This window comes from Kaistella yonginensis (genome assembly GCF_030409525.1).
GTDB lineage: Bacteria > Bacteroidota > Bacteroidia > Flavobacteriales > Weeksellaceae > Kaistella > Kaistella yonginensis.
The window spans coordinates 107,427-127,875 of record NZ_JAUFQB010000007.1 but is presented as its reverse complement, the minus strand read 5'-3'; the positions used below and the strand labels follow the sequence as shown (position 1 = coordinate 127,875).

The 20,449-nt window shown below is 35.5% G+C and carries 22 protein-coding genes; 13 read left to right on the top strand and 9 right to left on the bottom strand.

The window, feature by feature from the left end:
• Window positions 1-245 precede the first annotated feature (245 nt).
• The 5 genes from QWY78_RS02780 to QWY78_RS02760 all read left to right on the top strand — a co-directional run bounded on the left by QWY78_RS02780 (window position 246) and on the right by QWY78_RS02760 (window position 3,890).
• Complete coding sequence (locus tag QWY78_RS02780; protein WP_290216362.1) at window positions 246-1,157, top strand: universal stress protein; 912 nt, start codon at window positions 246-248, stop codon at window positions 1,155-1,157.
• 9 nt (window positions 1,158-1,166) lie between these two features.
• Complete coding sequence (locus QWY78_RS02775; RefSeq protein WP_290216360.1) at window positions 1,167-1,613, top strand: GNAT family N-acetyltransferase; 447 nt, start codon at window positions 1,167-1,169, stop codon at window positions 1,611-1,613.
• 1 nt (window position 1,614) lies between these two features.
• Entirely contained in the window at window positions 1,615-2,736 is a 1,122-nt protein-coding gene (locus QWY78_RS02770; protein WP_290216358.1) for an alanine racemase, read from the top strand.
• Between the two features lie 75 nt (window positions 2,737-2,811).
• On the top strand, window positions 2,812-3,702 hold the full coding sequence (locus QWY78_RS02765; RefSeq protein ID WP_290216357.1) for an AraC family transcriptional regulator: 891 nt from the start codon (window positions 2,812-2,814) through the stop codon (window positions 3,700-3,702).
• Between the two features lie 17 nt (window positions 3,703-3,719).
• Window positions 3,720-3,890 carry a hypothetical protein gene (locus tag QWY78_RS02760; RefSeq protein ID WP_290216354.1) on the top strand — a complete coding sequence of 57 codons (171 nt, stop codon included), beginning with the start codon at window positions 3,720-3,722 and terminating at the stop codon, window positions 3,888-3,890.
• An 80-nt stretch (window positions 3,891-3,970) separates the two neighbouring features.
• On the opposite strand, the gene QWY78_RS02755 is transcribed toward QWY78_RS02760, so the two are convergent.
• From QWY78_RS02755 to QWY78_RS02745, 3 genes are all read right to left on the bottom strand, one after another.
• Window positions 3,971-5,413, bottom strand: coding sequence for an aminoacyl-histidine dipeptidase (locus QWY78_RS02755; RefSeq protein WP_290216352.1), 1,443 nt, complete (start codon window positions 5,411-5,413; stop codon window positions 3,971-3,973).
• An 85-nt stretch (window positions 5,414-5,498) separates the two neighbouring features.
• Entirely contained in the window at window positions 5,499-5,993 is a 495-nt protein-coding gene (locus QWY78_RS02750; RefSeq protein ID WP_290216351.1) for a ligand-gated ion channel, read from the bottom strand.
• A 33-nt stretch (window positions 5,994-6,026) separates the two neighbouring features.
• Complete coding sequence (locus tag QWY78_RS02745) at window positions 6,027-6,632, bottom strand: LURP-one-related/scramblase family protein (RefSeq protein ID WP_290216349.1); 606 nt, start codon at window positions 6,630-6,632, stop codon at window positions 6,027-6,029.
• A 72-nt stretch (window positions 6,633-6,704) separates the two neighbouring features.
• On the opposite strand from QWY78_RS02745, the gene recR reads away from it, so the two are divergent.
• The 5 genes from recR to QWY78_RS02720 all read left to right on the top strand — a co-directional run bounded on the left by recR (window position 6,705) and on the right by QWY78_RS02720 (window position 11,673).
• Entirely contained in the window at window positions 6,705-7,319 is a 615-nt protein-coding gene (recR, locus tag QWY78_RS02740; RefSeq protein ID WP_290216347.1) for a recombination mediator RecR, read from the top strand.
• A gap of 18 nt (window positions 7,320-7,337) precedes the next feature.
• Entirely contained in the window at window positions 7,338-8,501 is a 1,164-nt protein-coding gene (locus QWY78_RS02735) for a hypothetical protein (RefSeq protein WP_290216345.1), read from the top strand.
• Window positions 8,498-9,310, top strand: a complete 813-nt coding sequence (locus QWY78_RS02730; protein ID WP_290216344.1) for a glycosyltransferase family 2 protein — start codon at window positions 8,498-8,500, stop codon at window positions 9,308-9,310. Before QWY78_RS02735 ends, QWY78_RS02730 begins: the two co-directional genes overlap by 4 nt.
• A gap of 189 nt (window positions 9,311-9,499) precedes the next feature.
• A complete protein-coding gene (locus QWY78_RS02725; protein WP_290216341.1) occupies window positions 9,500-10,633 on the top strand; it encodes an NAD-dependent epimerase/dehydratase family protein in 1,134 nt (377 codons plus the stop codon).
• Window positions 10,630-11,673 carry a WaaS/CpsH family glycosyltransferase gene (locus tag QWY78_RS02720; RefSeq protein ID WP_290216340.1) on the top strand — a complete coding sequence of 348 codons (1,044 nt, stop codon included), beginning with the start codon at window positions 10,630-10,632 and terminating at the stop codon, window positions 11,671-11,673. Before QWY78_RS02725 ends, QWY78_RS02720 begins: the two co-directional genes overlap by 4 nt.
• Window positions 11,674-11,749: 76 nt before the next feature.
• Here the strand turns inward: QWY78_RS02720 and secG are convergent, their stop codons facing one another.
• On the bottom strand, window positions 11,750-12,097 hold the full coding sequence (gene secG / locus QWY78_RS02715) for a preprotein translocase subunit SecG (RefSeq protein WP_290216338.1): 348 nt from the start codon (window positions 12,095-12,097) through the stop codon (window positions 11,750-11,752).
• 190 nt (window positions 12,098-12,287) lie between these two features.
• Here secG and QWY78_RS02710 point away from each other — a divergent pair, with 190 nt between their 5' ends.
• Together QWY78_RS02710 and QWY78_RS02705 are read left to right on the top strand one after the other, a co-directional pair.
• On the top strand, window positions 12,288-14,135 hold the full coding sequence (locus tag QWY78_RS02710) for a PAS domain-containing sensor histidine kinase (protein ID WP_290216336.1): 1,848 nt from the start codon (window positions 12,288-12,290) through the stop codon (window positions 14,133-14,135).
• 10 nt (window positions 14,136-14,145) lie between these two features.
• Window positions 14,146-14,511: a response regulator gene (locus tag QWY78_RS02705; protein WP_290216334.1), complete on the top strand. Its 366-nt coding sequence runs from the start codon at window positions 14,146-14,148 to the stop codon at window positions 14,509-14,511.
• 62 nt (window positions 14,512-14,573) lie between these two features.
• Here the strand turns inward: QWY78_RS02705 and QWY78_RS02700 are convergent, their stop codons facing one another.
• Entirely contained in the window at window positions 14,574-14,834 is a 261-nt protein-coding gene (locus QWY78_RS02700; protein ID WP_290216331.1) for a hypothetical protein, read from the bottom strand.
• A 168-nt stretch (window positions 14,835-15,002) separates the two neighbouring features.
• On the opposite strand from QWY78_RS02700, the gene QWY78_RS02695 reads away from it, so the two are divergent.
• Window positions 15,003-17,330 (top strand): ATP-dependent helicase, encoded by a 2,328-nt coding sequence (locus QWY78_RS02695; RefSeq protein WP_290216329.1) that lies wholly within the window; start codon window positions 15,003-15,005, stop codon window positions 17,328-17,330.
• 182 nt (window positions 17,331-17,512) lie between these two features.
• Here the strand turns inward: QWY78_RS02695 and QWY78_RS02690 are convergent, their stop codons facing one another.
• The 4 genes from QWY78_RS02690 to rlmH all read right to left on the bottom strand — a co-directional run bounded on the left by QWY78_RS02690 (window position 17,513) and on the right by rlmH (window position 20,430).
• On the bottom strand, window positions 17,513-18,541 hold the full coding sequence (locus QWY78_RS02690; protein WP_290216327.1) for a hypothetical protein: 1,029 nt from the start codon (window positions 18,539-18,541) through the stop codon (window positions 17,513-17,515).
• A 144-nt stretch (window positions 18,542-18,685) separates the two neighbouring features.
• Window positions 18,686-19,069 carry a DUF3037 domain-containing protein gene (locus tag QWY78_RS02685; protein WP_290216324.1) on the bottom strand — a complete coding sequence of 128 codons (384 nt, stop codon included), beginning with the start codon at window positions 19,067-19,069 and terminating at the stop codon, window positions 18,686-18,688.
• The gene (locus QWY78_RS02680) at window positions 19,056-19,838 is read right to left on the bottom strand and encodes a HipA family kinase (protein ID WP_290216321.1); all 783 of its coding nucleotides are present in this window, start codon (window positions 19,836-19,838) and stop codon (window positions 19,056-19,058) included. The genes QWY78_RS02685 and QWY78_RS02680 overlap by 14 nt, the downstream gene beginning before the upstream one ends.
• 118 nt (window positions 19,839-19,956) lie before the next feature.
• Window positions 19,957-20,430 (bottom strand): 23S rRNA (pseudouridine(1915)-N(3))-methyltransferase RlmH, encoded by a 474-nt coding sequence (gene rlmH, locus QWY78_RS02675; RefSeq protein WP_290216318.1) that lies wholly within the window; start codon window positions 20,428-20,430, stop codon window positions 19,957-19,959.
• Window positions 20,431-20,449 lie beyond the last annotated feature (19 nt).

The window sequence follows — 20,449 nt, the reverse complement described above, 5'->3', positions numbered from 1 at the left end:
AAATTGCTTTCTTTATGAAAAATACAATGTTTTTTAGTGAACCCATGGCTTTTATTACTGAATATTTGTAATTAATTATTGATATTAACATTTGAACACATTGATAACGCTAAGAAAATAATTGTACGAAATATTTTTATATCATAAGTAATTGGTACCACGATTAAGCGTATAACTCACACGTTTAATGAACTTCTCTTTGTAATTTTGCCATACGAAATGTTATGAACAGTAAATAAATGAAGATGAAAAGTGAAATCAAAACCATATTAGTACCGACCGATTTTTCCGATATATCAAAAAATGCTTTGAAAGTTGCAGCGAAAATGGCGCAGCGTCATGAGGCAAAATTGATTGTATCGCACACGGTTCAATCCTATTATGTAATTGGTCGCGGCGGAAAGCAAGTGATCGGTTCAGAAGTCGTACAGGATAGTATTAATCTTGCCAGTGCAAAATTAGAAAAGCTTAAAAATTCTTTTCAAGAAAAATATAATCTAACAGTGGAGACCAGAATTTCCAGCGAGAATATTGTAGAAACGATTAATGATCTGGTCGCGACCGATCAGCTAGATTTAGTGGTCATGGGAACAGCTGGTCGACAAAAGATGAAGCAGTTTTTATTGGGCTCAAATTCTTATAATGTACTTTTACATGCAAATTGTTCCGTGCTTTTAATTCCCGAGAAATTTAAAAAAACATCCTTCAAAAAGGTTCTTTTTCCGGTAAGAGTAGAACAGCAGCTGGATCACAAAGCAGATTTATCAGTTTTACTGGCGCATAAAAACAACGGCGCGATTATGCTTTTAGGAGTTGGGGCGGTTGATGAAATGCTTAACATTAAACAAGCTTACGTCGAAATGAAGAAAAATTTGATGTTCAAATCTGCGAATTATCACTCAGAGTTTCAGTTGTCTTATGATAATGCGGAGCTTATTTCGAAGGCAGCCATCGATAAAAAGTGCGATATTATTATGTTGGCCAATAAAGATGAAAATTCCTGGAAATCGTTTATGGCAGACAATTTCTTTAAAAAAATGATTAATGGATCAGATATTCCGTTATTCATCGTGAAATCAAAACGTAAGAAAATTAAAATTAAAAATAAAAAGGAACATACTATTGGTTACGATTTAACCATGCCGATTCCTGGATAAAATTCAAATATGATTCAAATAAATACTTATTCAGCTCAAAATAAAGCTCCAGAAAATACAAAGAAAGAAATCATCGATTTTCTTTTTGAAAGTTTAGATCAATATGGCGATCCGAAAGAAGATATCGAAAAATGCCTTGATTATGCTTTTGGAAAAGATGATAAACCAGGTGGCTTGGTCATTTCAGCCATCGACGCTGAAACCCAGAAAATGGCTGGCGCGGTAATCATTAATAAAACCGGAATGAACGGTTATATCCCAGAAAATATCTTGGTTTATATCGCCACTGATAAAGATTTTCGCGGAAAAGGAGTTGGAAAAAAAATGATGCAAACCGCCATAGATCTGTCTGAAGGCGATATGGCTTTGCACTGCGAACCCGATAATCCGGCCAAATTTTTATATGAAAAGCTGGGCTTTACCAGTAAATATCTCGAGATGAGATTAAAAAAATAACATGTCATACATTACTTTACATTCCACGAAACTACGTCATAATTTTAAAGTGCTCAATCAGGTTTTTGCGCAGAATAAAATTGAATGGGCGATCGTTGCTAAACTTTTATGTGGGAATGAAAAATTCTTAGAGGTTCTGCTGAACTTGTCTGACAAAGAAATTTGTGATTCCAGATTAAGCAACCTGAAGACGATCAAAAAGCTGTCGCCCAGCACGCAAACCATTTATATTAAGCCGCCAGCAAAGCGCTTGGCCAAAAGCATTGTAAAATTTGCAGATGTAAGTTTCAATACAGAAATCGCTACTTTAGAATTGCTATCAGAAGAAGCTGTAAAACAGAATAAAATCCATAGGGTAGTGCTCATGGTTGAAATGGGAGAATTGCGCGAAGGAATTATGGTCAGAAATCTTATGCAGTTTTACGATGAGGTTATTGCATTACCCAATATTGAAGTTGTCGCCTTGGGTACCAATCTGAATTGTTTGAACGGTATTTTGCCCGACGAGAAAAAATTGGTAAAACTCAACCGTTTTAAAGAAATAATAGAAGAACATTCTGGCAAAACCATTCCCTATATTTCGGGTGGATCTTCAGTGACGATTCCGCTGATTTTTAAAAATGAAGTTCCAGATGGAATCAATCATTTTCGGGTCGGAGAAACCCTGTTTTTTGGGACGAATGTGTACGAGGATTCTTCATTAACAGGAATGTACCAAGATGTTTTTACCCTCACTGCCGAAATCATAGAAATGCAGGAAAAGCCCACCATTCCCTCGGGAACGGTGGGAACTAATCTTACCGGCGAAACTCCAACGTTTTCGGAAGAAGAAAAAGGAAAATCTTCAATAAGAGCTATTGTTGATGTTGGTTTGCTGGATATTGATCATAAAGATATTGCCGTATTATTGCCTGGAATTGAAATTATAGGAGCAAGTTCAGATATGCTGATTTTAGATCTGGGTGAAAACACAGAACATCTGGAAGTTGGCGATACGATTGATTTTAGCATGAATTATATGGCCGTTTTACGCGCCATGAATTCTGATTATGTTGATAAAAAAGTAGATACAGAAATGATTCCCATAGAAGGTAGGGCTGACGAATATGTCTGTTTAAACTAAAATATTTCACTCAAAAATAACGTTTATTAGTGGTTTGTATTATCTTTATATCATAATTAAAAGATACTTTAGTTTATGACAAATTCATTCATTAACAGAATGACAATCAGCTCCTTAAAACGGCCTTTTTCTTTTGATGGAGAATTGGTCTATTTGAGTCCATCAGATTTGATTTCCGTATTTAGTGCGCAGAATTCTTATAAAACAAAATTCTATACGCTACTAATCGTGCAAAGCGGTTCCGGGAATTTAATAATCGACCAAGAAGTACATGAGCTCAAAAAAGGAAGGGTGTTTTTTGTGAATTACAATCAGGTCTTTCTCTTTTCGAAAGTTGAAAATTTTTCGGGAGAAGCGGTGCTTTTTACAAGATCATTCTATAATTTAATCTACACCGGAAACAGAAAAATAAAAAATGATACTGCCTTTGCGAATTTGCCTTCATCTCTTGATTTTTCGAAAATTGATTTGGCCAATTTCAGACTTGGAATAAGCGATATTAAAAAAGAATTTGATCAGCCAGGAATTTTAAGCAAAGAAATTATCTGTTTATTATTAAAAACATCGATGTTGAAATACATCAGAAAAACCGATCATCCGGCTTATAGTGACTTTAGTACAGACCGGAAAAGTTCATATGTAGACCAGTTTAAGAATCTGGTAGAACTTCATTTTAAAGAACTGAAAAGAACCTCTGATTATTCAGAAAAATTAACAATTTCTGCTAACTATTTGAATGCTTTGGTTAAAGAAAAATTAGATATTTCGGCAGAAAATTTTATACAAAATCGAGTAATTCTCCAGGCAGAACGACTGCTATTAAATACCGACTTATCGGTCACCGAAATCTCCTACGAATTAGGCTTTTCTGATAAATCACACTTTGGAAAGTATTTCAAGAAAATTGCACAGGAAAGTCCAAACAATTTTCGAAAAAAATTTCGAGAGACCCACTCAACTTTATAAACTTAAAATATATTACAATGAAAATAATTAAACCAAATTTACCAATCGATCAATCAGTAAAATTTCACACCGGCGTAAAAGCGCTAGTCGACCGAAAGATTGGTGGCATTAATGTCTTAAAAAACGATGAAATTTTAGAGGAACAAACCAAATTGAAGAACATGAGAAATGGGAAAGTCCGTCCTTGAAATATACAGGATTCAAGTTTAATAATAAAAGACAAAACACGATGACCGTATTTTGTCTTTTATTAGGTGTTTGTTTAAAATTATTTTGCTGGAATATTGGCTAAAATCTCTTTTAAGAATCCCCAGAATTTCTGAACTGAAGGAATATTAGCCCTTTCATCAGGCGAGTGAGCACCGCGAATGGTGGGCCCAAAACTCACCATTTCCATATCGGGGTAATTGGCACCGATGATGCCACATTCTAATCCTGCATGGCAAGCCACAACCTGCGGCTTTTCACCGAAATCTTTTTCATAGATTTTCTCCATTACTTTTACGATTTCAGATCCTGGTTTTGGCTTCCAACCGGGGTAAGACCCACCAAATTCTACCTGCATACCCGCTAATTCATAAACCGATTTTAATTGTTCTGCCACGGCATATTTTGTAGAATCAACCGATGATCGCGACAGGTTTAAAATCTTTAATTCTCCATTTTTCAAGGCTACTCTCGCAATATTATTAGAGGTTTCCACCAAATTGGAAACATCCGGAGACATTCTGTACACGCCATTGTGCGCAGATTTTAAGGCCAGAATAATTTTTTTTGAATCTTCTTCAGAAATCGCTTTTTCTGGTGTTGAGAAATTTTCGATATTGATATGGAAATCCTTTTCAACAGAAGCAAATTCTTCTAAAATCGCAGCTTTCAAACTGTTAGCTCCATCAATAAATTCAACTGAATTTCTGACGGATAAAATCACGTTTCCTTCTCTTGGAATAGCATTGCGTAAACCGCCGCTGTCCATAGAAATCAACTGTATATTTTGGTTGTAAAGACCGGTGTATAAAAGCCTGCCGAGCAAAACATTTGCATTTCCAAAACCTTTGTGAATATCCATTCCAGAATGTCCACCTTGTAAACCTTTCACGGTAATTTTTACGATTTGTCCCTTGGAATGTTCTAAACCATAGGTTTGCGAAGCGGTAACATCTACGCCACCAGCACAGCCGATGTCGATTTCGTCATCTTCCTCAGTATCTAAATTCAGCAAAATCTCGCCTTCCAATTGTCCGGGTTTTAATCCTAGTGCGCCCGTCATTCCTGTTTCTTCATCAATGGTAAAAAGAGCTTCTAACGCGGGATGGGCAATGTCATTGCTTTCTAAAACACTCATGATCGAGGCGACACCCAAACCGTTATCAGCACCCAAAGTTGTGCCTTTTGCTTTTACCCAATCGCCATCAACTTCCATTTGAATTCCCTGGGTTTCAAAATCGAAATTTACGTCATTGTTTTTCTGACAAACCATGTCCAGGTGAGATTGTAAAACAATAGATTTTCTGTTTTCCATCCCAGCAGTGGCAGGTTTTTTAATGATTACGTTCCCGACATCATCTACGGTGGTTTCTAAATTTAATTGTTCACCAAAGTTTTTAATAAATGCGATGACTTTTTCTTCTTTTTTTGAGGGACGAGGAACTGCATTCAACGCTGAAAAATTTTTCCAAACGATTTGCGGTTCGAGATGTGATAATTCCATTTTAAAAATTTATTTACCTCAAAAATACAAATAAAAAAACGCTCCTGAAATTTTCAAAAGCGCAATATTTTAATTTTAAGACTATTTAACAGCCACATTCGCCATAAATAGGCGTGATTGTTTTTTCTCCGTTTTTATTCTCTACGGTCATGGTTCCTTCAAACATCATCACTTCTTCTAATTCATTTACTTTTTTTCCTTGAATGCTAATGGTGAAATCTTCATTTTTAATGACTTTATTGAAATTGTCGGGATCGAAATCACCTTCTTCCATTTTAATCTTGGCCATCTTTCCATCGATTTTTAAAAATGCGCTGTTGCCGTAATCATCAATGTATACATATTTCTCATCTTGAAAATCCTGCTTATTTTTAGAAAAGTAACAGGAGCATCCGCTAACTTCGGCTGGGAAGCCAAAGGTTTCCAGCTTAATTTGATTTAATGGTTCCAGGGAGGCTGCCAACGAATCATTTGCGAGCAAGATGGAATCTGTGCTTAAGGGTTTTGTTTCGGAAACTTGTTCTTCTTTTTTACACGAGAAGAGTATTATTAAAGAGGCGATCAGCAGAATTTTCTTCATTATCATAGGTGTTATTTTAAAATATAAGTTGGCTTATCCCCGTGCTCTTTCCAATAAAACCATCATTAAAAATGATAAAACTACCAATGATTCATCTTGATCATCAATATCTTTTATTCGATCCAGTTGAAATCTTCTGCCAAAAAGAGAGGGCATTTTTTTTAACTTAAAATACGCGTTGCCATTTGCATCTTTTACCGTATAGGACGGGTTTAAGATATAGCCGGTAAACATTCCGATGATGGGTATTTCGCCAACCATTCCGTCCATAATTTTCACCCAAGCGTTGTCTTCGCTGATATTAAATTTAAGCTGGTCATTTTCATCAAAGATTTCATAATGTGATTTCCAAAAAGAGCGCATTCCTTTTCGTGCCAAGCGACCGTAATTTTTATTGTTCAAAAGATCGTTGATGGAATAACTCGCATTAAAGTCTAACCACCGGTCTGCTTTTATTCTAAAGAGTTCCTGCGATTTCGATTCATCATTAAAAACGATGACGTCTTCTTTGAGTTTAAACATTTTTTGGCGAACATAGGCGACGTAATTGCCATCCTTATCCGTAATATTAAAATCACTGGAAAGGGTGGAGATTTTAAATTTAAAATCAAGCGGGTAATTTAGATTTTTTAGGACCATTTTATATTTTTTTTAAAGATAATAAAATCCGCGAAACTTGTAACTTCTGTTTTTAAACTTTATTTTTGTGAAATGGATTATCCGAGTAAAGTATTAGCAAAAGCGGTTGATGAAATATCGGGATTACCGGGAATAGGTAAAAAATCTGCACTGCGTTTGGCATTGCACCTGCTGAAGCAACCCGAAAGCCAGGCGATTACGTTGGGCGATTCCTTAAAAAAATTAGTGGTCGATATTAAATATTGTAAAAACTGTCATAATTTTTCAGATGCTGAAATGTGCGATATTTGTGCAAACCCAAAAAGGACAGAAGAGCTCCTGTGCGTGGTTGAAGATGTTCGCGATGTCATGGCCATTGAAAATACCGGAAAATTTCGTGGAAAGTACCTGGTCTTGGGCGGTAAAATTTCTCCGATGGAAGGTATTGGCCCCAATAAACTTAATATCTCATCCATCGAAAAAAAATTAGAAAATGGCGTTGTTAAAGAATTGATTTTCGCGTTAAGCGCCACCATGGAGGGCGATACAACCGCTTATTATATTTACAAAAAATTTAAAGCTGCTCCAGTCCGGTTTTCAACGATTGCAAGAGGAATTTCGGTGGGCGATGAATTAGAATATGCCGATGAGATTTCTTTAGGAAGATCCATTCAGAACAGATTGCCTTATAGTGAAAGCAGTTCTTAATCCTGAAGATTACCAGCCATGCAAATTTCAGAATACACCCCACCAACAATTTTAAACAACCTTGAAAAATGGGCTGTTTTTTTTATTTATCTTTTCGTAAATGGCTTGTTCATAGTGAAATATGGGGGTCGGTTTTCGTTTTATATTTTTCCGGTTTATCTGGTGTCACTTCTTGTTTTCGCGGTTTTCTACTTTAAAATAAACCTTAGAAATAGCGCTTACCAGTATTTGTTTTGGGGGTTAGTAGCATTATTTTTTATCTTTAGTGTGGCTGTAAACTATTATGTTGATGGGAAATCCTTAAATGTGGATCGCTGGGATGCGATGGAAATTGGTATAAAAGCAATCTTTAATAATGAATACCCCTATAATATTAGAAATTATTTGGGAAGAGAATCTTCAAATTTACCTTTCCTAATTGTTTTAGGAATGCCGTTTTATGTGGTTTTCGGCAGCGTGGGCTTTTTGCAATCATTTAGTTTTCTGCTATTTTCATATTTAATTTTTAAAATTTTCAAAACCTATAAACTGCGCTTGGCTGCAATTGTTTTGTTCATTTTATCACCAAGTTATTTATGGGAGGTTTACACAAAAAGCGACCTTTTTTCTAATTTTATTTTGGTAACAGGTTTTTCTTATTTGGTTTGGACAAAATTATTCGTGCAAAATAAATTAAAAATAGAGTGGCTTTCCGTGATGACTGCACTTGTTTTTCTTACCCGTTTATCAGTGATCATTCCTTTAATAATTCTTTTAACTAAAGCCTTTTATAAGTTTTCTAGCCAAGAAAAATTACGGTTTATCTCCGTTTTTGTTGTAGTGGTTTTTGCGATGTTATTTTTGTTTTTCCGAAATGCAGCGGATTGGGAAATGATTTTATCGCACAATCCATTGACCATTCAAGGGAGCAAGCAACCGATATTTCTAAGTGTTTCTTATCTCGTCTTGGCCATAATTCTTGCGTTTAAAGTAAAATCGTATGCTAACAGTGTTTTTTTCTCCGGGTTCGTTTTATTCATTGCGGTAGTAATTCCGTACTTCTTACATTTGGTAGAATATGGTTATCAAAATGTAATGGTGAACTCTTATTTTGATTTGAGTTTCTTTAATATGTCAATGCCATTTATAATCTTAAGTTTGGTTTTTAATTTTAATACTAATTTTAAAAGTAATCTGAAATGATTTCGGTAATTATTCCCATGTTTAATGCAGAAAATAGTATTAAGAATGCTTTGGATTCTGTTAAAAATCAATCTTTCCCCACCGAAATGTTTGAAATAATCGTGGTTAATGATGGTTCTACAGATAAAAGTTTAGAAATCGTTGAGAATTATATTTTAGATCATCCGGAACTGAAGATTTCACTAATTAGTCAGCCAAATAATGGCGTCTCGAACGCACGGAATACCGGATTAAAATTAGCTGCTGGTGAGTATATCGCTCTTTTAGATGCAGATGACGAATGGTATCCGCAGAAAACAAAAAGACAAATTCCTATTTTGGAAACTGGTCATTTGGAGGTCGATTTTTTAGCATGTCGCAGAAAAAATCACGAAATTCTCTTTCCGTATACTGTTGGTCCAGATAATCTTGCTGCGATTTCGTTTCGAAAATTGATGATCCGAAATGAAACACAACCTTCAACCGTTATTTTTAAAAGAAAAGTGCTAGCTAATGCAGGATATTTTGATGATAATCAGCGATATGCAGAAGACTTAAATTATTGGTTAAAAGTTTCGGAACACCATAAAATGTTTATTTTGAATGAAGAATTGGTTTTGACTGGCGGTGGGAAAAGAACGTTTGGTGTTTCCGGTCTTTCCGCAAATTTAGAAGAAATGGAAAAGGGATTTCAGAAGAATTTAAAAGAAGTTTTTCAATTCAGAAGGATCGGAATACTACGATATATTGGTTATTTTATTTTTTATAAACTGAAATATATTCTTAGAATTAGCCGAAATAAAATTTTAAATTGGCAAGGAAAGTACTAGGCAGCCTGGCAAAACCTTGTTTTTAAATTTCATATTTTTGAATAATTTAAAGAATTTTTATACTCCATTCAGATTTCATTCAGAAATTTTTGATCTTAAAAAAACAGAGAAGTTTTAAATATTATAGTTAAAAGAAAGTGATGGTATCATAATAAACCCGAAATTTGGGAAATTATCAAAAACATTGATTTGAAAAATATTTTAATCACCGGTGGTGCCGGTTTTATCGGGAGTAATTTAGCTTTGAAACTGAATGATCTGGGCTATAAGGTGACGGTTTTAGATCATTTATCTCCACAAATTCATGGATTGAATGATGAAGATTCTGTCCTTTATCAAAGTATTTCAGGAAAAGTAATTTTCATTAAAGGAGATGTTACCAACAGAAAAGAGGTAGAGAAAGCGCTTCACGGTCAAGATGCGGTTATACATTTGGCCGCAGAAACCGGAACTGGTCAATCCATGTATTCCATTGAAAAATATGGTCAGGTAAATATATCCGGAACGGCGTTGTTATTAGATGTTTTGGTAAATCAGAAACACACAGTCAAGAAATTCATTTTGGCCTCATCCAGAGCGGTGTATGGGGAAGGAAAATATATTAACGCACGCTCAGAAGCTGTTTATCCGAAAAGTAGATCGGTTGCGTTTATGAAGCAAGGATATTTTCAAATGCTGGATGACAATGGTCAGCCACTGGAACCAGTAGCGACCGATGAAGACTCGAAATTACATCCCACTTCTTTCTACGGGTTAACCAAACTCCAACAAGAACAAATGGTAAAATTGGTTTGTGAATCAATCGGGCTGGCCTACGTAATTTTGCGTTACCAAAACGTATACGGAGCCGGACAATCCTTACGCAATCCCTATACGGGAATTTTATCCATATTTTCAACCCAGATATTAAACGGAAATTCCCTTAATATTTTTGAAGACGGTCTGATGACTCGGGATTTTATTCATATTAAAGATACCGTTGAGGCAACAGTGAAATGTTTAGAAATGGAAACCGCAAATAATGCAATACTTAATATTGGAACAGGCATCGCAACCCCTGTTTTATCGGTGGCTAAACTTCTAATGGCGGCGTATCAAAAAAATGTTCCAATGGAAGTTTCCGGTGATTTCCGAATCGGTGATATCCGTCATCATTTCGCCGATTTAACAAAAATGAACACCTTGCTGAATGTACAGCCGAAAGTGAATTTGGATGAAGGCATACCAGAATTTGCGGATTGGGTGCTAGAACAACCACCTGCAGAAAATAACTTACTTCAATCGCTGCAAGAAATGAAGGAAAAAGGTTTTTTGAAAACATGAATTTAAGTGGCAAGAAGATATTATTTCTTTCTGCAAACTTTTTCGGTTATGAAAAAGCGATTTCGAACCGACTTCGGGAATGGGGTGCAGAGGTAGATTTTTATAACGAAAGACCATCTGATTCTGTTTTTTCTAAAGGAGTTATCCGCGTTAATAAAGATTTTTATTTTAAAAAGATTAACTCGTATTACCAAAAAATTTTACAAGAAACCAACGCCCATTCCTATGATTTTTTGCTTTTAATTAAAGGTGAAACGATTCCATTTTTTTTCCTGGAAAAATTTAGAGAACGTCATCCCGCGGCAGAGATGATTTATTACTCGTACGACTCCGCTCGGGAATATCCAAAATTTTTGAAACTGTATTCCTATTTCGATAAAAATTTCACCTTTGAACCGAAAGATGCGCTGCAATACAACCTACATTTTCGGCCCTTATTTTATCTGAATGAATATGGTGCATCCCTAGAAAATTCACCTCAGAAATTTGATCTTGTCTTTATCGGAACTGCACATACAGACCGTTTTGTGATTGGTGAGAAAATAGAAGAAATCTGTACAAAACAAAATCTTAGAACATATTTTTACTATTATGCTCCTAGTAAAGCAGCTTTTTTACTAAAGAAAATTTTTGATCAGAATCTAAAGAGGTTTGACGTAAAGAAATTGAGTTTTAAAAAATTGAAACATGCCGAAATTGCCACAATGTACAGTCAAACTCAGGCGGTTTTAGATATTAATAAACCTTTTCAAGAGGGATTAACGATGCGGACTTTTGAAACATTGGCAGCGGGTAAAAAACTGCTAACTACCAACTTAGATATTAAAAATTATCCACTGTATCAACCGGAAAATGTGATGATTTTGGATCGAAAAAACTTAAATATTGACATTGATTTCTTTAAATCAACTTTTAAAGAGATAGAGTCCGAAACTTTAGAAAAGATGACTTTGGATTCTTGGATCAGCTGCTTGTTTGTAAAAGACCAAGATGACTACTGGAAAAATAATCATTCGTACTTTACAAATTTTACGCCCTAAGTCACGCGTATAAATACCAAAAAGAAAGAGATCCAAATGATTGAATCTCTTTCTTTATTTTCGTTGAAAATTATTTCTATTTATCTGCTGGCGCAGGAATTGGCATTGTTACCGAATTATTCGTCCCAGGTGCAGTTTGTGGTGCCGGAGCTTCTTTTTTGGCTGGCGCTTGTTGGAAACTCTGTGTTGGTTTTGCCGTTAAGACCACACTTAATAAAATCAAAACAACAATGATCCCGCCTAAAGTCCAAGTTGCTTTTTCCATAAAGTCATTGGTCCGTTGAACGCCGAATTGGGCAGAAGAAGTTCCACCGAAAGTTCCTGATAGACCACCACCTTTTGGGTTTTGTGCCATTACCATAATAATTAGTAAGATACTCGAAATCATGATTAGAACCATGAATAATGTAAATATAGTGCCCATTTTTCTCCTGAATTTTAGTGTGCAAATATAAGATTATTTTTGTAATACTTAATAGAATTATTGCTTTAAAAATGATAATTTTTGAGATACTAATTATTTGGCTGGCGCTCAGCGTATTTTTTTAATAAAAATAGCTTAAGAAAGTTGAAGATTGGTTTGTTTTGATACTATTTTTTTTAATTTAGCCGTTATGGAAAATTTTTTCAGTAATCCTGATCGTGCAGATTCGCTGGCCTCACTTTTTAGCCAGGCTCCAATTGCTTTGGCAATGCTCATGGGCGATAATTTTGTAATAAAAAATGCAAATACACAATGTTTAAATTTTTGGCAGAAAGGGAGTGAGGTAATCGGTCTTCCAATATTAGAAGCACTTCCAGAAATTGCTACTCAGGAATTTCCTGGAATCCTTAAAAAGGTTTATGAAACGGGTACAAGTTATAACGGGTCAAAATTTAAAACGTTCATCGAAAAAGAAGGTATATTATCAACCTATTATTTCGATTTTATTTTTGCACCGGTCTTCTCAGAACATAAGATAATCGGAATATCGCTTGTCGCAATCGATGTTACAGAACAAGTTGTTAATGAGATTAAATTAAGAGAAAATGAATTTCTTTTTCGCGAACTCATGGAAATTTCAGATTTCTCAACTGCAATTTATAAAGGCGAAAATTTAATCATTGCTTTTGCCAATGATCAGATGTTACAAACTTGGGGTAAAACAGCCGATGTAATCGGTATGAAATTAGAAGAGGCAATTCCTGAGTTACAGGGACAACCTTTTGCAGAGATTCTTCGTACGGTACTAAAAACTGGTGAACCGTATATTGCCACAGAAGATAAAGTAGACTTGTTTGTTGATGGTAGGCTACAAACATATTATTACAGTTTTTCTTATCGGCCGATGCGCGATGAATCGGGACAAATCTATGCGATTTGGAATATGGCCGTGAATGTCACCGAATTGGTAGAAGCCCGTATAAAAGCTCAAAAAGGGATAAAGGAATATCGTGAATTGGCGGAAGCTATGCCCCACATTGTTTGGACTGCAAATAATCAGGGTAAACTTAGTTATTATAATGAAAACCTGCTGAAACTTTTAGATATAACGGAAGAAGAGATACCTGAATTGGATTATAAGACCATTATTCATCCCGATGACTTAGCAAATTTTAAACGGTCTTGGGAAATCGCTGATTTAGAAAAGAAATCATTCGAGCTGGAATTTAGAGTTTACGATAAAACCAAAGAAAAATTCATCTGGTTTTTAAACCGTGCTACACCAGTGTTTGATGATTTAGGTACCATTATTCATTGGATTGGAGCCAGTACCAATATTGATGAATTTAAAATCCTTTCTGCCCAAAAAGATACTTTTTTAGGAATCGCAAGCCATGAGTTGAAAACACCACTCACGTCATTGAAATTGTACGCGCAAGTATTAGAAAGAATGTTGCGTAAATCAGGTGACGAAAAAAATGCAGAATTTGCTAAGAAAATGGATGTGCAGATTGTTAAACTGACCTCGTTAATTGGTGATTTGTTAGATGTTACTAAAATTAACTCTGGTAAAATATATTTAAATGAAGAAGCTTTTGACTTTCAAAAGTTAGTGATTGAGACTGTAGAGGATCAACAGATGTCTACTTCGTGCAAAATTGAGTTGCATACAAAACCCGTAGGTATGGTTTTTGCAGACAGAGACAGGGTAGGGCAAGTAATAACCAATTTATTAACGAATGCGATTAAGTATGCTCCAAATACAGACAAAATCGTGGTAGAAATTAAAGAGGTCAGTGGAAATCTAGAATTTTCCGTTCAAGATTTCGGAATTGGGATGCCAGAAGATAAGAAAGACAGAGTTTTTGAGCAGTATTACCGAGTAAGCGGAGATGAGCAAACAACATTCCCGGGGTTGGGATTGGGACTTTATATTTCTGCACAAATTATAGAAAGGTCTCATGGTAAAATTTGGGTCAATAGTGTTCTAGGTAAAGGTTCTACTTTCAGTTTTATACTGCCCCAAATAGAATTGTAAATTAAGGAAGATGAATTCAAAAAAAATAATAATAGTCGATGATGACATTGCTATTCTGGATTCTTTAGAAACGATGCTAGATTTTGAAGGTTTTCAGGTAAACACCTTCGAACGCGGTTCGGAGATATTCAGTTACGTAGAACATAGTGAGAAGCCTAATATTATCGTACTCGATATGTGGCTCTCCGGAGAAGATGGCAGAGATATTTGTAAGAAATTAAAAGAAAGCGACGATACCAAAAACATTCCCATTTTGATGATGTCTGCAAGTCGTGGATTAGCGCATACCGCGCTTGAAGCGGGCGCAAATGATTTTATTGCAAAGCCTTTCGAGATAGAGGATATTATAAATAAACTGAACCGCCTCACTGGTTAAATCATTAATATAAAGACATTGTATACGACTGTCTTTTTTATGTTCGGGGGTAAAACTTTTTTTTAAATTCTTACCACATCAAAATTAAATCCACTGGAAAAATTAAGCTGAAAATTAGAATTGAGACGATATTTTAGCTTTTTAGAAATTTCTGCAAGATAACACATCGTATCAAAAGACCCATTGGCAACGGCACGTGAAATTTCATATTCATTATTAATTTTAAAACCTGCATCATCACAACGAATAAATTCTAAACCAAATTTGGTATGCAAAATTTCTAAGAATTTTAAATCTTCTAAAGAAAGTATATTTTCAGACATGGTTTCTAATTTTAAAATGGTACAAATAACAGTTCTTCAATTTTTGTGCCTTTCTATTTCAAAATCACTCCTAATATTACTTATTCTTTAAGGTTTCTATCATCAAACATTGAGCGCGAGAAATCTCTAAAAATTTCCCTAAATTTGAACCTCAATTTATATATGCAGATGGATTATTTAAAAGGACTCAATGAACCCCAATACGAAGCCGTAACAACCCTAGAAGGGCCTTTGATGGTGCTTGCTGGTGCAGGTTCTGGTAAAACGCGTGTACTAACCATGCGCATCGCTCATTTGATTACCAATTTGGTGGATCCTTTTAATATTTTGGCGTTAACTTTCACCAATAAAGCCGCCAAAGAAATGAAAGAAAGAATAGCAAAAGTGGTGGGACAAAGTGAAGCAAGATCACTTTGGATGGGAACTTTTCACTCGGTGTTCGCGCGAATTTTGCGTTCAGAAGCACACCTGATCGGATTTCCCAGTAACTTTACCATTTACGATTCGCAAGATTCCCTCAATGTTATTAGAAAAGTCCTAAAAGAACTCAATATCGATGGTGATTTGTATAAACCCAAGAAAGTTCAGGCACGAATCTCTTCGTACAAAAATAATTTAATTACCGTAAAAGCCTACTTTAATAATCCTGAACTTATTGAAGCTGATGAACGTGCAAATATGAAAAATATCGGCCTCATTTACCAAAAATATGTCGAAGTCTGTTTTCGAAATGGCGCGATGGACTTTGATGATTTACTATTGAGGACCAATGAATTACTGACGCGCTTTCCGGAAGTGCTGGCAAAATATCAAGATCGTTTCCGCTATATTTTAGTGGATGAGTACCAGGATACCAATCATTCGCAATATTTGATCGTGAAAGCATTGGCTTCAAAATTTGAAAATATTTGCGTGGTCGGAGATGATGCTCAGTCGATTTATTCTTTCCGCGGTGCCAATATTTACAACATATTAAACTTTAAAAAAGATTATCCAGACGCCGTTACGGTTTCGCTAGAGCAAAATTACCGATCTACACAAAATATTGTTAATGCCGCCAATGTCGTGATTTCTAAAAATTTACAGCAGTTTAAAAAAAATGTTTTTAGCGATAATGAAGAGGGTGAAAAAATAAAAGTTTATCGTGCACTTTCCGATGCTGACGAAGCGAATTTCGTCGCTTCAAATATTTGGGAACAGCATAACTCTGCACAGAAAAAATTTACAGAATTTGCCATCCTGTATCGAACAAATTCGCAAACACGAGCTTTTGAAGATGCATTGCGCCGGAAAAATATTCCGTACCGTGTGTTTGGTGGGTTGTCTTTTTATCAACGAAAAGAGGTGAAAGACTTGGTCGCTTATTTGCGGATTTTAATGAATGAAAATGATTCAGAAGCACTTTCGCGAATTATCAATTATCCAGCTCGTGGTATTGGCGAAACCACACAAAATAAATTAATCGTTTTTGCTGACTCGCAAAATATTTCTGTTTCTCAGGTTTTAGATAATCTTGGTTTCTATGCACCAAATTTAAGTTTGAATAACGGAATTCTGACTAAACTCTCAGATTTTTGGTCAATGATTAAAGCCTTTCAGGTCTTATTAAAAACTGAAAACGCATATAATGTTGCCATGGAAGTGGCCAAACGAAGTGGGATCATAAAATTTTTAAAAGATGACCAAACCCCAGAAGGGATTTCACGCGTGGAGAATATTCAGGAGTTGATGAACTCCATGCAGGGTTTCATCGAAGAGCAGCAGCAATTAGAGGATGGCGATCCCTCTTTATCTAATTTTCTAGAAAACATTGCACTTTCTGCCGATACGCAAACCGATAAAAATGAGGATGGAGATCAAGTTTCATTAATGACCATTCACCTTTCCAAAGGTTTAGAGTTTCCGATTGTTCATGTGGTGGGTTTAGAAGAGAATCTCTTCCCAAGTTTTATGAGTTCATCTACCCGCGAGGAATTAGAAGAAGAAAGGCGGCTGTTTTACGTGGCATTAACCCGGGCGGAAAAACAAGTGTTTTTTACGTTTGCGGTCTCCCGTTTTCAATGGGGCAAAATTACCAGTGCAGAACCGTCGCGATTTTTAAGCGAAGTTGATGAACAGTATTTAGAATTTATTAATCCAGCGCAGGAAAATCGTTTTGTAAATCATTCCGGGCTAAAATCCAATATTTTTGATGATGAACCCTCCGAGCCAAGATTCTTTAAAAAGAAGGAACCCAAGAAAACCATTGAGCGAAATGAACCAACTCCGATACCGCAAAATTTAAAACCGGTTGCTACGGCGCGAATTATCAATCCAAGTGGAAATTCCTCTCAAGATATTGAGGTTGGCGATCGCGTTAGGCATGATCGATTTGGTGTAGGTGAAGTTATTTTCCTGGATGGAACTGATCCACAAAATATCAAAGCGAAAGTAAAATTTCAACACGAAGGTGAGAAAAATTTAATTTTGAAATTTGCCAAACTGACAAAAATTTAAGGTTTATTTAGTCCAAAATTGTAAGGACTATGGTAGCAAATCATTAGTAGAAAATTTATTTAAAAATATAATCAATAGGTTTTCGTTCTTTCAAAAAAATTCAAAAATGAGGAAAATAATTTTTGTTCCGTAATTTCAGGTATATTCAAATTGATTTGCAGTTTTTTTGACGAAAATAAAAACTACTGGTTTACAAAAATTCCTACTCCGAGTGAACTAGTGCTGGGATCACCAACTTTTTTAGCAACGCCATTTTTCCAGAATGTTGCTACACTATAGGTAGAAAATTGTTCATAGCCTGCGATGTACACCTCATTATTGACCACGATAATTTTGCTTGTAATATTAGAATTGGTGCCATCACTAAGGTTAGTTACGATGCCATTTTTCCAAAGTTTTGCAACAGATCTATTATCAGTGTTGTATTCATAACCAACTGCATACACATCATTTCCAACGATGCAAATATCGGACAAGAATGCGGTATTTGTACCATCCGTAAGTGCGACTTCTTGGCCGTTTTTCCAGTAGGTGGCGACGTTTTTGGTGCCGTTGGATTTGTAACCAGCAAGGTAAACATCGCTTCCAGAAACATCCATTGATATTCCGGCAGCATATTCGCTCTCAGAAGTTGCAAATATTTTTACCCCATTTTTCCAATATTCAGCCCTAGATTTTGAAGACGTATTGCTGGTTCCCCCCACGTAAACATCATTACCAATAACTTTTATAGAGCGAAGAATGGTATAATAAACCGCATCTGTATAATTGCTTGCAATACCGTTTTTCCAAACTTTGCCTACTTGTATGGTTCCGTTCAATTCATGTCCTACCACATATACATCACTTCCCACTACAACAACTTTATGCGCAGTGCCAGGATTTCCCACGTCGCTTAAGGTGGTAGGTTGCCCATTTTTCCAAAGTATTGGCATAAGCATCGTCCCAATTTGTTCGTATCCAGCGGCATAAACATCTTTTCCGGATACAAAAACGGAATTTGCTCTTGCGTGATTGGTACCATCTGTCAGATTTGTAGCCACTCCATTTTTCCAAATTACTGCCGCAGAAGAAGCGCCATAAGTGTGCTGTCCAGAAACATAAACAATATCTTCAGGAATTGTACTTTGATCTAACTCTTCGTCCTTTCTGCAGGAAATAGTTAAAAATAAAAATAGGATTATTACAAAAAAGGGGTTTATTAATTTCATTTTTTCTGAATTATTTGAGAAGTTTTGTCGATTTTATAGGGTAAGTGATTGAAATTATTTACGAACATACGGTTTTAAATTTTTATAAAAAATAATTCTAAAAAATTTAAAGAATAATGGGGAGCAGAAAATTCAAAAGAACATTCATTTCACCAATTCCTCAAATAACCTCTCAAAAGTCCCATCTAAATCCTTCGTTTTTCCCGGATGTGGTCGAGAAGTTTGCACTACAGAACTTCTTACTGCAGTTAACCAACGAAATCTTTCGGGAATATCAAGTTTTGCGATTTCGCCGCCATCTTTTGTTCCGTTTGCAACTTTTTCGAAACTTTCTAAGTTTTGTTGTAGGTCTTCGAAATCTATTTTGCTTTGCATCAACTGAAATTTTTTCGGACAAATATTAAATTCAATGCGAATATAATTCTGTTTTTTCGAAAACAAAACGAGCCCGATGTTGAAAAATTCTTCCCGCTCAACTTTTGGTACAAAGCGGATTACGGCGTATTCGTATAATTTATCCTCTTGCATTTTGGGCTTCTTTTAAAAAGATTTCGGAATTGGCTAATCTCGTTTTCAAAAATTGAAAATAAATTTCTCGTATTTCTTCTGGCGTTTCTTCGGCATCATTCCACTGTAACCAATCGTCGGGAATAAGATTCACCAAATTTCGGAAAAATTCATCGTTCAAATGTTCTTTTGCAAACAAATCTGCTTCTTCTAATTGAGTTGCTAGAGGAAGCAAAACGTGGTCTTTCACATATTTAAAAGGAGTTTTCGCAGCAGCATCAAAATTTTGCCAAGAATGATGAAAATAAAATGACGCTCCATTATCGATGACCCACAATTCTTTGTGCCACATCAAAAGATTGGTATTCTTGAAAGTGCGATCGATATTGGTAATAAAGCAATCTAACCAAACTATTTTTGAAGCTAAAAGTTCATCAATTTTTACGGAAGAATCATAAGCAATTGCTCCGGAAAGAAAGTGCATTCCGAGATTCAAACCTTCTGAAAATTTTAGCAAATCCTGAATTTCTTCATCAGCTTCAGTTCTTCCAAAATCGACATCCAGATTTGCGAACACCAGTTCTGGAATGGGCAAGCCGATTTGTTTGGCGATCATTCCACCTAAAAGTTCTGAGATCAACATTTTTACACCATGTCCGGCACCACGAAACTTCAAAACATATTTAAAATCGTCATCGGCTTCTGCAAGTGCGGGCAAAGAGCCGCCTTCTCGTAGTGGCAAAATATAGCGCATCACCGTAACTGTTCGAAGGGATAAATCTGGAGTCATGAGACAAAAATACGAAAATTTTGATGTGATAATGCAGTAATGTGATGATGAGATAATGAGTTGATGTGATGTGATGATTTGAAAATGATAGAATTACTCATCAACTGTCAACCATCAACTAATCATTATGATACGGTTTTCCCTGAAGAATTTGTTCGGCGCGGTAAATTTGTTCTACAAAAAAAAGGCGGATCATCTGATGGGTAAAAGTCATTTTGGAAAGTGACATTTTTTCATTGGCTCTTTCGTACATTTCCTCAGAAAAACCATAAGCGCCACCAATAATTAAGGAAACTTTCTTCACGGAGGAATTCATCCAATTGTCAATTTTGGAAGCAAATTCTCGGCTGGTAAATTGTGTTCCTTTTTCGTCTAAAAGAACGATGGTGTCAGAATTCTCAATCAGATTGAGAAATAATTTTCCTTCTTCTTTTTTGAGTAAATCGGGACTTAAATTTTTGGCATTTTTTACATCTGGAATTTCAATGATTTCAAAATTCCAATATTTTGGCAACCGGGATTGATAATATTTTACCAAGTTGGTAATTTCTTTATCGTCAGTTTTGCCCATGCAGACTAAATTAATTCGCATTTGTTATCTTTGTTTTGCA